17 protein-coding genes are annotated in these 14,055 nt (G+C 41.0%); all 17 read right to left on the reverse strand.

Annotated features, from left to right (window positions below):
• Positions 1-16: 16 nt before the first annotated feature.
• Positions 17-277, reverse strand: coding sequence for a 30S ribosomal protein S17 (gene rpsQ / locus E4T71_RS02815; protein ID WP_002885836.1), 261 nt, complete (start codon positions 275-277; stop codon positions 17-19).
• Between the two features lie 25 nt (positions 278-302).
• Positions 303-509 (reverse strand): 50S ribosomal protein L29, encoded by a 207-nt coding sequence (gene rpmC / locus E4T71_RS02820; protein WP_135036547.1) that lies wholly within the window; start codon positions 507-509, stop codon positions 303-305.
• A 9-nt stretch (positions 510-518) separates the two neighbouring features.
• The gene (gene rplP, locus E4T71_RS02825; RefSeq protein ID WP_135036550.1) at positions 519-932 is read right to left on the reverse strand and encodes a 50S ribosomal protein L16; all 414 of its coding nucleotides are present in this window, start codon (positions 930-932) and stop codon (positions 519-521) included.
• A 3-nt stretch (positions 933-935) separates the two neighbouring features.
• Positions 936-1,589 carry a 30S ribosomal protein S3 gene (gene rpsC / locus E4T71_RS02830; RefSeq protein ID WP_135036553.1) on the reverse strand — a complete coding sequence of 218 codons (654 nt, stop codon included), beginning with the start codon at positions 1,587-1,589 and terminating at the stop codon, positions 936-938.
• Positions 1,590-1,601: 12 nt separating this feature from the next.
• On the reverse strand, positions 1,602-1,946 hold the full coding sequence (gene rplV, locus E4T71_RS02840; RefSeq protein WP_135036556.1) for a 50S ribosomal protein L22: 345 nt from the start codon (positions 1,944-1,946) through the stop codon (positions 1,602-1,604).
• Between the two features lie 14 nt (positions 1,947-1,960).
• Entirely contained in the window at positions 1,961-2,239 is a 279-nt protein-coding gene (rpsS, locus tag E4T71_RS02845) for a 30S ribosomal protein S19 (protein ID WP_000533765.1), read from the reverse strand.
• Positions 2,240-2,341: 102 nt separating this feature from the next.
• Complete coding sequence (rplB, locus tag E4T71_RS02850; RefSeq protein WP_135036559.1) at positions 2,342-3,175, reverse strand: 50S ribosomal protein L2; 834 nt, start codon at positions 3,173-3,175, stop codon at positions 2,342-2,344.
• A 17-nt stretch (positions 3,176-3,192) separates the two neighbouring features.
• On the reverse strand, positions 3,193-3,489 hold the full coding sequence (locus E4T71_RS02855; RefSeq protein WP_135036562.1) for a 50S ribosomal protein L23: 297 nt from the start codon (positions 3,487-3,489) through the stop codon (positions 3,193-3,195).
• Positions 3,489-4,112 carry a 50S ribosomal protein L4 gene (rplD, locus tag E4T71_RS02860; RefSeq protein WP_135036565.1) on the reverse strand — a complete coding sequence of 208 codons (624 nt, stop codon included), beginning with the start codon at positions 4,110-4,112 and terminating at the stop codon, positions 3,489-3,491. The genes E4T71_RS02855 and rplD overlap by 1 nt, the downstream gene beginning before the upstream one ends.
• Before the next feature lie 24 nt (positions 4,113-4,136).
• Positions 4,137-4,763 carry a 50S ribosomal protein L3 gene (gene rplC, locus E4T71_RS02865; protein WP_135036568.1) on the reverse strand — a complete coding sequence of 209 codons (627 nt, stop codon included), beginning with the start codon at positions 4,761-4,763 and terminating at the stop codon, positions 4,137-4,139.
• Between the two features lie 222 nt (positions 4,764-4,985).
• Positions 4,986-5,294 (reverse strand): 30S ribosomal protein S10, encoded by a 309-nt coding sequence (rpsJ, locus tag E4T71_RS02870; RefSeq protein WP_135036571.1) that lies wholly within the window; start codon positions 5,292-5,294, stop codon positions 4,986-4,988.
• Positions 5,295-5,611: 317 nt separating this feature from the next.
• A complete protein-coding gene (locus tag E4T71_RS02875) occupies positions 5,612-6,904 on the reverse strand; it encodes a uracil-xanthine permease family protein (protein ID WP_135036574.1) in 1,293 nt (430 codons plus the stop codon).
• Between the two features lie 401 nt (positions 6,905-7,305).
• Complete coding sequence (locus E4T71_RS02880; RefSeq protein WP_135036577.1) at positions 7,306-9,126, reverse strand: acyltransferase family protein; 1,821 nt, start codon at positions 9,124-9,126, stop codon at positions 7,306-7,308.
• Between the two features lie 109 nt (positions 9,127-9,235).
• Positions 9,236-10,378, reverse strand: coding sequence for a tRNA guanosine(34) transglycosylase Tgt (gene tgt, locus E4T71_RS02885; protein ID WP_135036580.1), 1,143 nt, complete (start codon positions 10,376-10,378; stop codon positions 9,236-9,238).
• A gap of 69 nt (positions 10,379-10,447) precedes the next feature.
• Positions 10,448-11,698: an MFS transporter gene (locus E4T71_RS02890; RefSeq protein WP_368773479.1), complete on the reverse strand. Its 1,251-nt coding sequence runs from the start codon at positions 11,696-11,698 to the stop codon at positions 10,448-10,450.
• Complete coding sequence (locus tag E4T71_RS02895; protein ID WP_135036586.1) at positions 11,661-13,631, reverse strand: hypothetical protein; 1,971 nt, start codon at positions 13,629-13,631, stop codon at positions 11,661-11,663. Before E4T71_RS02895 ends, E4T71_RS02890 begins: the two co-directional genes overlap by 38 nt.
• An 82-nt stretch (positions 13,632-13,713) precedes the next feature.
• Positions 13,714-14,055 (reverse strand): transposase (locus E4T71_RS02900; protein WP_194181234.1); only part of this gene is annotated, 342 nt, incomplete at its 5' end.

Below are 14,055 nucleotides of genomic sequence, written 5' to 3' on the forward strand. Positions count from 1 at the left end.
CTCCTTTTCGGTTCGATTAGATGATAACCGCTTCTTCAACAACTTCTACAAGACGGAAGCGTTTTGTAGCTGAAAGCGGACGAGTTTCCATGATACGAACGATATCGCCTTCTTTAGCAACATTGTTTTCATCATGAGCCTTGTACTTTTTAGAGTAGTTAATACGTTTACCATAGACTGGGTGGTTACGTTTAGTTTCAACTACAACTGTGATTGTTTTATCCATCTTGTCAGAAACGACGCGTCCAACAAGGGTCTTACGTTGATTACGTTCCATTAGTTAGATTTCTCCTTTCCCAAGTCTATTTAACTTCTGATTGAATTGTTTTGATACGAGCGATTTGTTTTTTCACTTCTTTCAAACGAGCTGTTTGTTCCAATTGACCAGTAGCCGCTTGGAAACGAAGATCAAACAATTCTTTTTTCAATTCGTTTTCACGCTTCGCAAGTTCTTCTGAAGAAAGACCACGAAGTTCTTCAACAAATTTTTTGATTTCTTCAAGTTTCATGTCTTCTCCTTACTTCTCTTCACGTTTAACAAATTTGCATTTAACTGGCAATTTGTGGCTAGCAAGACGAAGAGCTTCACGGGCAACTTCTTCAGAAACACCAGCAACTTCAAACATTACTTTACCACGCTTAACTGGTGCAACCCAACCTTCAGGTGCCCCTTTACCAGATCCCATACGAACCCCGATTGCTTTAGCAGTGTAAGATTTGTGAGGGAAGATTTTAATCCAAACTTTACCACCACGTTTCATGTAACGCGTCATAGCGATACGGGCAGCTTCGATTTGGCGGTTTGTGATCCAGTGGCTAGTTGTTGCTTGAAGACCAAATTCTCCGAAGTCTACTTGTTTTCCACCTTTTGCTTCACCGCGCATTTTCCCACGGAACTCACGACGGTGTTTCACACGTTTAGGTACTAACATCGGTTATTTACCTCCCTGAGTGTTTTTACGAGCTGGAAGAACTTCACCACGGTAGATCCATACTTTAACACCAAGTTTACCGTAAGTTGTATCTGCTTCTTCCCAAGCATAGTCGATATCTGCACGCAATGTGTGAAGTGGAACAGTTCCTTCAGAGTATCCTTCGCTACGAGCGATATCCGCACCGTTCAAACGACCAGATACTTGAGTTTTGATTCCTTTAGCTCCAGCACGCATTGCACGTTGGATAGCTTGTTTTTGTGCACGACGGAAAGCAACACGTTGCTCCAATTGACGAGCAATTCCTTCACCAACAAGATGTGCATCCAAATCAGGTTTTTTGATTTCGATGATGTTGATGTGAACTTGTTTCCCAGTCATTTTGTTCAATTTAGCACGAAGAGCGTCAACATTTGCTCCACCTTTACCAATAACCATACCTGGTTTTGCAGTGTGAAGAGAAACATTAACTTTGTTCACAGCACGTTCGATTTCGATTGTTGAAACAGCTGCGTCTGCTAATTCTTTTTGGATAAATTTGCGGATAGCTAGATCTTCATGAAGGTAATCCGCGTATTCTTTTTCAGCATACCATTTAGCATCCCAGTCACGGATGATACCGACACGCATTCCAATTGGATGTACTTTTTGACCCACGAGTTAACCTCCTTATTGTTCTGCAACTACCACAGTGATGTGGGAAGTGCGTTTGTTGATTGGTGAAGCTGAACCTTTAGCACGTGGACGGAAACGTTTCATTGTTGGTCCTTCGTTTGCGTAAGCTTCACTTACAATAAGGTTAGCTTTGTCCAAACCTAAGTTATTTTCAGCATTAGCGATTGCAGAGTTCAAAACTTTCTCGATAATACCAGCAGCTTTGTTTGGAGTGAATTTCAAGATTGCGATTGCGTCAGCGACGTTTTTACCACGAATGTTATCAAGCACAAGACGAGATTTACGAGGTGAAACACGCACTGTACGAGCCATTGCTTTAGCTGAAGTCATTTCTGCCATGTCGTTCTCCTCTCTTATCTACGTGTCTTCTTATCGTCAGCAGCGTGACCTTTATAAGTACGAGTTGGTGCAAATTCACCAAGCTTGTGACCTACCATGTCTTCTTGGATGTAAACTGGTACGTGTTTACGTCCATCATAAACTGCGATTGTGTAACCAATGAAACTTGGGAAAATCGTTGAACGACGTGACCAAGTTTTAATGACTTTTTTCTTTTCATCATTCGCTTGAGCTTCAACTTTTTTCATCAAATGCTCATCGACGAAAGGTCCTTTTTTAAGACTACGTCCCATTTTTATTTTTTCTCCTTTAAAATACAGTACCACAGCGGCTTGGGAGCAAGAATACTCTTGCTGTCCCTACCGAGCTGGCGGAATAATGTTTCAGTAAACTAATTATTTCTCGTTGCGACGGCGTACGATCAATTTGTTAGAACGAGCCTTCTTATTACGAGTTTTAAGTCCAAGAGCAGGTTTGCCCCATGGAGTTGATGGTGCTTTACGTCCGACTGGTGCTTTACCTTCACCACCCCCGTGTGGGTGATCGTTAGGGTTCATTACAGAACCACGAACAGTTGGGCGAACACCTTTCCAACGGTTACGTCCAGCTTTACCAAGGTTAACCAATCCATGTTGTTCGTTACCAACAACACCGACAGTCGCACGGCAACTTGAAAGGATCATACGAACTTCGCCAGATTGAAGACGAACAAGAGTGTATTTACCTTCTTGACCCAATACTTGAGCAGATGCTCCAGCAGCACGAACCAATTCACCACCGCGTCCTGGTTTCAACTCAATGTTGTGGATCATTGTACCGACAGGAATATTTGCAAGCGGCAAAGCATTTCCGACTTTGATATCGGCATCTGGTCCAGATACGATGCGTTGTCCTACTTCAAGACCTTTAGGAGCAATGATATAAGCTTTTACACCGTCTGTGTAGTGTACAAGAGCGATGTTTGCTGAACGGTTTGGATCGTATTCGATTGTTTTAACAACTGCTTCAACCGCATCTTTGTTACGTTTGAAGTCGATCAAACGGTAATGACGTTTGTGTCCACCACCTTGGTGACGAACAGTGATACGACCATTGTTGTTACGACCAGCTTTGTTTTTCAAAGGAACAAGCAAAGTTTTTTCTGGCTTGTTAGTTGTGATTTCAGCGAAATCCAAAGAGGTCATATTACGGCGACCATTTGTAGTTGGTTTATAAACTCTGATTCCCACGCTATTTCCTCCTTAGATTATTCAGCTTCAGCAGCAAACAACTCGATTGCTTTTGAATCAGCTGTAAGTGTGATGATGGCTTTTTTAGTTTTTGCAGTAAAACCATTGTAACGTCCAACACGTTTTGCTTTAGGTTTTACAGTCACTGTGTTTACGTTTGCAACTTTAACACCTTCAAAAGCAGCTTCAACAGCTTGCTTGATCAAGAGTTTGTGTGCACGTGTATCTACTTCAAATACGTATTTCCCTGCTTCCATCTGAGCCATTGACTTCTCAGTGATAACAGGTTTTTTAATAACGTCATACAAGTTCATTATGCAAGAACCTCCTCGATAGTTGAGATCGCTTCTTTAGTAACAAGAAGTTTGTCGCTATTCACGATATCAAGAACACTTGCAGTTGCTGCAGTTGCAACTTTTACGTTTGGAAGGTTACGAGCTGAAAGTGCAGCAAATTCATTTCCTTCTTCAAGAATCACAAGTACTTTTGAATCAATGTTAAGTGCTTTAAGAACAGCTGCAAATTCAGCAGTTTTTGGCGCTGTGAAGGAAAGTCCTTCAACCGCTACAAGTTTGTCTTCAGCAACCTTAGCTGAGTAAACAGACTGAAGGGCCAAACGACGCATTTTACGTGGAAGTTTGTAGCTGTATGAACGTGGAGTTGGTCCGAAGACAACACCACCACCACGCCATTGTGGAGAGCGGATAGAACCTTGACGAGCACGTCCAGTTCCTTTTTGGCGCCATGGTTTACGGCCACCACCAGATACTGCTGAACGGTTCTTCACTGCGTGAGTTCCTTGACGAAGGCTCGCACGTTGGCTGATGATCACATCAAACACAACTGCTTCATTTGGCTCAATTCCAAATACTGCATCGTTCAAGGCAAGTTCGCCAGCTTCTTTACCTGTTTGGTCGAATAATTTTACATTTGCCATTGTGACTGTTTTCCCCTTTCCTTATTATTTAGCAGCCTTCACTGCTGATTTGATAGTGATAAGAGATTTCTTAGCACCTGGTACATTACCTTTGATCAAGATAACGTTTTTCTCTGGAACAACTTGAACAATTTCAAGGTTTTGGATTGTTACACGATCGCCACCCATACGTCCAGCCAAACGTTTGTTTTTGAAGACGCGGTTTGGATCAACTGGTCCCATTGAACCAGGACGACGGTGGTAACGAGAACCGTGAGACATAGGTCCACGTGATTGACCATGGCGTTTGATAACACCTTGGAATCCTTTACCTTTTGAAGTTCCTGTTACGTCAACAACATCTCCAGCTTGGAAAGTGTCAACTGAGATTTCATCACCAACTGCCAAGCCTTCAATGTTTTTGAATTCACGAATGAAGCGCTTAGGAGCTGTGTTAGCTTTTGCTACATGGCCTTTGGCAGGTTTGTTGCTCAATACTTCACGTTTGTCATCAAAACCAACTTGAACGGCGTTGTATCCGTCTGTTTCAACTGTTTTAACTTGAAGAACAACGTTTGGAGCTGCTTCAATAACAGTAACAGGGATAAACTCACCTGATTCAGTGAAGATTTGAGTCATTCCCACTTTTTTCCCTAAGATTCCTTTTGTCATGAGAAAATGTTCCTTTTCTTTCTATTTTTTCAAAAAGTTTTTAACGAGCGTTTTTTATGCTCAAATGAAGATGCCACGGCCGCAGAGTGCAAAGCAAAAATAGGAAACTGACGATGTGTCCAAAGAACACTAAGAAGTTTATCTTTTTTGCATAGCACTCAGGCCGGCTTCAATTAGATAGCTACTGATTCTGCCACTCAGTACCAGCATCAGACTTTTCTATTAAAGTTTGATTTCTACGTTTACACCACTTGGAAGGTCAAGTTTCATCAAAGCGTCAACTGTTTTTTGAGTTGGGTTGATGATGTCGATCAAACGTTTGTGTGTCCGCATTTCAAATTGTTCGCGAGAATCTTTATATTTGTGAGTCGCACGAATGATTGTGTAGAGACTACGCTCTGTTGGTAGTGGGATTGGACCCGCTACTTCAGCACCTGTACGACCAGCAGTTTCTACGATTTTAGCAGCCGCTGTATCAAGTGTACGGTGTTCGTAAGCTTTCAAGCGAATGCGGATTTTTTTGTTTGCCATCTTTTTCTCCTTTTTTTCGTCTATTTAAGTAATAGGCTAGCTCCTCAAGAAAACCGACCGCCTTGCGTGGCAATGCAACCGAGCGTGTCGCAACCTCTTGTATCAAAGCTAAGACTGTGTTTTTCACAGCACTTGAATAGTCTACCACACGCGCGGAAGCATTGCAAGGGAAATGCTAAGATTTTTTTGAAAAAATTTTAAAAAGAAGATTTTTTCTTATTATATAGAAGAAAGTATGAATAAAAAAAGAAAGCCTACTTCCAGTGATCATAATCACTTGGAAGTAGGCCCCTCTTTTCTACATATTCAATAAATATTTATTCTTCACTAGATTCCTTTGAAGCTGCTGGTAGGATAAGGTTCAAGAAAACACCTACCAAGGCTGCCAAGGCGGTCCCTGAAATCACAAGGTCCGATCCTAATTTCAAGACTCCACCCCCAAGGCCCAAGACCAACATGGCGCTGGCAATGACCAGGTTCCGTGATTCCATGAAATTCACACGCGCCCGAACCAATACTTTCAAACCGTTACTTGCAATAACCCCGTAAAGCAGGATGGACATTCCTCCAAGCACCGCACTTGGAATAGTTGAAATCAAAGCGGTAAATTTCGAGAAGAAGCTAAGCCCAATAGCAATGAAAGCCGCATTCCGAATAACGGATACACTGGCAATCCGAGTCAAACCAACAACCCCTGTATTTTCACCGTAAGTGGTATTAGCCGGTCCACCGATAAAGGCGGATACCGCTGTCGCCACCCCATCACCGATTAGAGTACGGTTTAGACCTGGTTTTTTCAAAAAATTACGACCACAAATTTCACCTAACACCATGTGGTCACCGATATGCTCTGCAATTGTTACAATCGCAATCGGTAAAATCGCAAAGGCTTCCGGTCCAAAGTAAAATCTATATTCTTTAAAGCTCGCCATTCCTGTTGTAAATGGCAAAGCCATATCTGGCAAGGCAAACCAAGCTGCCTTTTGAACCGGTGTAAAATCTACCATACCTAAGCAGACCGCCACTAGATAGCCTCCAACAATGGCAACCAAGAAAGGAATCACCCGTAGGAAGCCACGGCCTCTTGTTTGAATCGTTACTGCAATCATAAAGCTGACTGCAGCGACTAGCATATTCTTCCAGTCACCATCTTGGACAAAACCAGCTGAAGTTACGGCTGTATTAGCAAGGCCCAATCCAATCACCATAATCATTGGTCCAATGACAATCGGCGGTAGGAGGCGGTCAATCCAAGCCGTACCGACTTTGGAAACAATCAAGGCAACCACCACATAAATCAAACCGACCATCATGATTCCAGTTTGCCCCGCGCTAATATCGCCCCCCATCTGCTCTTTAGCAAAGGCCATAGCTGAAATATAAGCAAATGAAGACCCTAGGTAAACCGGAACACTAAATTTGGTAGACACCATATAAATCAGAGTCCCAAGTCCAGAAGCTAGAAGAGCGGTTGAAACCGACATGCCTAGTAAAATTGGAACTAGGATTGTCGCTCCAAACATAGCAAAAACATGTTGCACACTCAGCAACAACCCTTTTGCAGTGTCTGGCTTTTCATGAATATCAAATAACAAACGTTTCTCTGCCATTTTATCCCCCTTTATCTTCTCTTATCTCGATGGCATTCTTTATCAAGATAAGAAGGCGCGTTTTATTTGATTTGGCTTTAAAAAAAGCCTCATCATGAAATGAGACTCTGGTGGATTTGTATTCGATTAAATATCACTACAAAACAAGTGTAGAGCTGACACGGCCCCACTCCTACTTCATACTGGATGTTCGAAAAGTCCTTAGTAGGCTCTCTGTCCTACCTTAAAAGTCTTTATTTCGAGTATTTATTATACCAGAATGTAAGCCCTTTTGCAAGACAACCGATTCAGAGAAAAAACAAAAAAATAATATATTATAGGTTTGTGCTTCCTACTCTCTAACATTTTCTTCTACAACAACGAAAAAGACCGCCAGCTTACGAGGCGATCTATAATCATTCTTATTTCACCGCTCGATCTTGTGCAGCTTCAACTGCTTGGCGAACGGTTTCTGTATAAATTTTAGCACCTGCTTGAATGGCTTCACCAGTGCCACCGAAGTGGATATTATCACTGTCTTCCCACATTTCAGGGTGATTGAGGGAGACTTTGTGCCAATCAGCTAGGGTAATAAATTTATGTTTTTGGGCAAGTTTCAGTTCATATTTCCAGGTTTCTTCTGCGGTTGCTTCGATGTACTGGTCAGAATTGCCATCATAAGGAGTAATCAAGACAAGGCGATGACCTCTAGGTAAGTCCTTGATAATACCATCCAATTCTTCTTTAAAATTATCCACGATGTTCACCCCAACACCAATAACAACTGTTTGACCCAAGATTCCTGCCCGAGCTTGGTCATTCATAATCTCACGCGCCTGCGTCAGATTACGACTACCAGCTGCATCAATATTACCATCCGGGAAGGCTTGATTCAGTTGCGTACTTGCCCTTAGAGCCACCGAGTCCCCGATAAGTGAAAGGCCCCCTTCAACAGAAAGACTCTCAATTTCAGGCTCTTCCTCTAGCTTCTCAAGGCGAGCTGATGGATTAATCTGATAATAAAGCCGCTCCAAACCCTGTGCCGATTGAGCCATATTATTACCTGCCATATCTCGTGCAAAGTTGGTCATCATAGGCGCCTGATAGAGCCGAACACCACTAGCCATCACCAAGCCAACCAGTGCCAAGCCCATAATGGTGCGAGCCGGCTTATTGAAATGCTGACGACCTGCCAGGATTGGTTCCATAATGTAAAAAGAAAAAGAAGCAAAGGTGTAAGAGAGGAGGACTGTGAGGAAAACCGCTTGCCAGTGTACCATTTGATCCTTAAACAGAATATACAAAGGCCAATGGAAGAGATAGACCCCGTAGGAAGTATCTGCCAGAAAGGTCAACCAAGCTGGTTCCTTAACATCCGGCAATTGATTGTGAAGTAGCCGCATACTACGAATCAAGAAGGTCGCTCCCAGAGCTGCCAAAGCGAGCCCCCCTAGATAGGTTACATCCTGATCAAAGCGCAGCAAGAGTAGCAGACTGGTTAGAATTCCCACACCTATCAAGCTTCCTAGCACGATTCCCAGCCAATTGGAATGCTTCAAGCGCTTTTCAAATGACAGCGATAGCGAAGATACACCCGTCATCGCCGCTAATAAACTTCCAAAAAAGAAAGGAAAGAGATGGCTAAGACTCGCAAAATAAAGCATAGACGGACTAGCTCCGACCAAAAGCCCCGAAACCATGATTCCATAAGAAAGAACCAATAAGGGAAGGGACAAGGTTAGGATACTACCTCTAAACTGCGAAACATTGCGGGAACGCTTGGCAAGACGATAGAGAAGAAAGGACCAAAGCAAATAGAAATGGACTTCCACCGCCAAACTCCAATTATGGACAAAGAGGTGAGGAATAAACTGATCCTCATAATTCCCGCCCGTCAGCATCTCATAAAGGTTGGTCACATAACCCAAAACACCTGCTACTTGTGTCGGTAAATCCGTAATGTACTCCAAGCGAACTAACCATGACAGAGGAATCGTAATCAACAGCATTAGGACTACAGGAGGTACAATCCGATACAAACGCCGCCGTAGGAAAGATTGTATATTTACTTGACCCGTGCGATCTACCTCATCTATCATCAAGGCTGTAATTAGAAAGCCCGAGAAGGTAAAAAACACATCAACCCCAACAAAACCACCAGGGAAATACTTGGGATAAAAATGGTACAGCAAGACCCATAACAGACCCAGGGCCCGCACGCATGAAAACCAGCGTATCCGCATACTAACTCCTAACTGAACTTTTCCTATTTTTTATATTATACCGTAAATACAGTTACATTCCAAATGAGGCAGAAAAACCAGGCTTTTCAGACCTGGTTTTCTAGAGTTTTTAGAAATTACGATTGGAACGGTTGTAGCCATATTGCTCCACAAAGTCTTGACGGAATTCCAAGAGATTGTCATCCAGAATCGCCTGACGGACTTTCCGCATCAAATCAATCAGGAAGTAAAGATTGTGATAACTCGTCAAGCGCATACCAAATGTCTCATCTGCTTTCAGAAGATGACGTAAGTAAGCACGACTATAATTCTGACAGGTGTAACAATCACAGTTTGGATCCAGCGGACCAAAGTCTTCTGCATATTGAGCGTTTTTCACCACTAAGCGTCCTTGGCTCGTCATACAGGTTCCATTGCGTGCAATGCGTGTTGGCAAGACACAGTCAAACATATCAATACCACGAATCACTCCATCAATCAAACTATCGGGTGCTCCAACTCCCATTAAGTAACGTGGTTTATTCTCAGGTAAAAGGGGAGTGGTAAAGTCCAGCACCGCGTTCATTTCCTCATGCGTCTCGCCAACCGCTAAGCCGCCCACGGAGTAACCTGGGAAATCCATAGCCACCAAGTCGGCTGCAGACTGACGGCGTAGGTCTTCAAAGCCAGCTCCCTGAACGATTCCAAACAAGCCTTGGCGATCCGGATTTTTGTGAGCTTTCAATCCCCGCTCCGCCCAACGACTCGTCCGCTCAATGGATTTTTTGACATAGTCATAAGGCTGATAGAACTGAGGACACTCATCAAAGCTCATCATGATGTCAGAGCCTAGATTGTTCTGAATCGAAATGGCTTTTTCTGGGGATAGGAACATCTTAGCCCCATTTAGGTGATTCTTGAAGGTAACCCCTTCTTCTGTGATATTCCGGGAATCTGCCAAGGAATACACTTGGAAACCACCAGAATCCGTCAAAATTGGCTGATCCCAGTTCATGAACCTGTGCAAGCCACCAGCTCTAGCAATCAACTCATCCCCTGGACGCAGCCACAAATGATAGGTATTGGACAGGATAATACCAGAACCCATCTCTTTCAACTCTTCTGGTGACATTGTTTTTACAGTCGCCAAAGTCCCGACCGGCATAAACATCGGTGTCGGGAAAGTCCCGTGTGGGGTCACAATTTCCCCTAACCGGGCTCCCGTGTGCTTCTCTTTTTTAATCAGACGATACTGAATTGGTGAATCTTTCATCTTTTCTCCTTCCCTAGGAAAAACAGTCCTAGTTGCTGTCCCTATTGTAGCAAAAAAGAGCTAGGCTTGTCAGATTTCATTGCTAGTGAGAGCTAGAGATCTGATTCTAACTAGGGCTAGACTCAGCACAAGAAGGAGAATGATCCACAAAATCCTGCGATTTAAAACCGTCAATACCCCAAACAAGGCTGTTCCTACGGGAATACTAATGGTCACGATAAAGGAGAGAAAGGACGAAACTTGCGCCAACAATTCAGATGGAACTCTGGCAGTCAAGGTTGCTTGAAATTTAGGATTAAACTTACCAACAACATAACAATCCAAGGCAAAGACAGGGAGAATCCATAAGAAATCAAGCCCCACGAGCGACAATACTACAATCACTAGCTGAAGAACTAGCTGCAAGACAATTAAATCCTTGAAGCTTCTCTGAGCGAAATAATCATGGGAAAAAAGCCCTGCTAAAATAGCGCCAATAAGCATAGTTATTTCAAGGACAAAGACGGATTCCCCGTAATCTAAGCCATAAAGCATGTGTTCAAGAAATGAAATGGTGAACACCGTTACCAAGCCACTACCGATAACATTACCGAGTACAATCAACCCCATTATCTGAAGAAAGGCTTGATCCTTCTCCACAGATAGGGCCTTTTTGCTGGCATTGTACATCTCTTTCAGTTGTTTCCTCAACGGTATATTGACGTCGAACGACACCTCTAAATCGAAGAAACTCTGCACCGGTAACCAGAGCAAGAAGCCAAACAGAAATGATAGAGCATTAATTACTGCAATCAGCCAATAAGCATTATTGGTTAAGGTTAACAGGGCCAGACCAAAACTTTGACCTGCAAACTGACTAACATAGCTCACCACACTCCGGAAAGAGTAGACTTCCATCAACTCCTCTTCCTTAAAAGCGTGCTTCATGACAGGAAGAAACATGCCTGATGTATATTGACTCATACAATCCGACAAAATATTGAGTAAGCAAATCGCCACAAAAGATACCAGCGAAGTTTGTAAACTGAACAAAGCCACTGCAAGAAAACAGATCACCTGCAAAATGGGCATCCACAAGAGCTGCTTCCGTCTTTGTCTAACCTCATCTGCTTTTTTAGCAATCCAGATTTGAAAGATATAGGGAACAACCATAGTAACATTTGCGAGACCTACTAAGAGGGGGGATTGGTACACATTTGCCACGTAAATGACAAATACTAGGTTATAAATAGCTGATCCAAACTGATTAAAAAAACTTGAACACGATGTGAAAAAGAAAAATTTATTTGAAAACAGTAGCCCCATGTTCCAACTCTCCATACATTGTAAGAATTAATTGAAAGACATCCTGATTTACCATACCCAAACCAAGGAATACATTCGTATTATTCAATAATCTATTTGCAAAATATTTATAAGAATCATTCTTATAAATATCTCTATATACTTCAATTAACACCTCCGCAATACCAAGCATCCCTCTCTCATAACCAGGATTTTGAGCATACTCAAATGCCAACGAATTTGCCAATTCTATAATCAAATCCTGGTACTGAATAGGATCCAAAAGCATCAAACCTTTAATCACACCTGCATTTCCATCTATTAAATATGGAGAAGAATACCTATTATCTATAGGAATCATTTTCCCATAATCTGATTCCACTAATTTATTCTTAATTACAGCTATACCATAATTAAGAAAGTCATCTGGAATATTTCCTTCTTGGTGCAATTGAATCAGATATCCAATCAAGCCATTTAATGACAATTTCTTTTCTGAATCTACTAATTTTGAAAACAATACAAAATCATTTATACAGTTTCTATATAAATTCAATCTATTAACATTGATATATTTGTGACAATCTACCTTAGATAATTCAACCTTAGATAACCAATTACCACTGTACCCATAATTAGTTTTATTCACAGAACAATTTTTTATATAAACACCTTTCATAACTTGGATCGCCTCATCTATCTTAGCCTCTGAACTAAATAGATACGATATGACTTCCGGAAAGTTTGAATTTATACCATAATTCTTTAAAAGGGAATGGAAAACACTTGAGTTATAAATCTCTCCCTCTCTTAGCTGGATTCTAGCGAATGAGAAGAGTATTAAATTTGCAAGTTTATGACAATCCGAAAGACGACCATCTAAGTTATTCCATAATTTTAGCGACACATTATTAAAAATACCTTGTTTCCATATTTCTGTCTCTGAATAAGTTTGCTCAAGATCAATAAAATATAAATTTTCAGTATTGTCGACAATGAAATTGTCTGGATGAATATCATTCAATATGTAGCCATTCTTATGAAAATGCCATATAACCTTAGCGAGGTTCATACAACACTCCACAAATTTTTCAAATTTATAAACATTTTGCTGTACTTCAAAATCATTTCTACTGGAGTATTGAAATAAACTAAACTTCTTTAAATAATCTGATAGTTTTTCACCTAGTATATCTTCATAAATATAGTAGGTATTCATCCACTCATCGACTTTCTCGAGTGCCTTAGGAACATATTTATTAATATCGGAACATATTTTAAATTCATGATCTCTAAGCTCTTTTTTCATTACGGTATCTGAAAAAAGAATATGTGGTACTGCTTCTTTTAAAATCACTGGTTGTTTAAACAACAAAGATAGCCCCCTATATACATTCCCTCCATTTTTTTGCGAGAGGAGATCAAACACAGCGTAATTCTCCTCCAAGTAACTCTCCTCCTTCAAATTTTCCTCCTGGATATCAGATATCCATACCGGTATATCAAAATAAGTTTTCTGAAAATCCTGCCACCCATCACCCGATTCGGAATATATTGTAGGTAGACCATCCTCTGTTTGTCTAAGATCCCATTTTATAGTCCCAAATCTATAAAAAATAATATTTGAATCTTTATAAGGACGATCACTGAGGATATAAATACCCTCAGTTTCAATTGGTATAGCTTCATACAATACGTCCAGTATAAAGCGAAATTCTTCTTCGTTTTCTGGATAAATTGTTATGTACTTACCTGATTCAGCAGGAGATTCATCAACAGAAAAATTCCGCAACACATCTTCATCATCTCTTATATATTTATAAGCAATAGTATACGAGTCTAAAATTCCCTCAACTAAATTAAAAACATCCTTATAATTATCAATTGTTGCAGAAATGTGAATTTTAAAACCAAAAAATGGTAATTCTTTGTCATCGAGATTTCTATACTTAAAAACACTTTTCTCCATAACGCCGTCCCCACATTATCTAGGCTTAAAAAGAGGTCTTTTATTCATAGACCTCTTTTTGACATGAGATAGTTACTTATACTCATTCAGAATCAAAATTAGCAGATATCCATTCTCTATGGACAATCGATCGTAAGCGAGTAGTTGATAAGCTTTGGATAACTTCTTGCAACTGATCAATGACGTCATTCAATGATTTAAATGCTTTGTTCTTAAATCCTAATTTCCGAATCTCTGCCCAAACTTGTTCAATCGGATTCATCTCTGGTGTATAAGGTGGAATAAATGTAAATTCAATATTGCTAGGAATATCCAATGTCTGTGATTTATGCCAAACCGCATTATCCATCACCAAAATAATATAGTCGTTAGGGTAAGCTTCTGACAGTTGTCGTAAAAATTCATTCATCCAAGCCGTATTACA

It is taken from the genome of Streptococcus sp. WM07, from assembly GCF_004570525.1.
In the GTDB taxonomy this organism is placed as follows: domain Bacteria; phylum Bacillota; class Bacilli; order Lactobacillales; family Streptococcaceae; genus Streptococcus.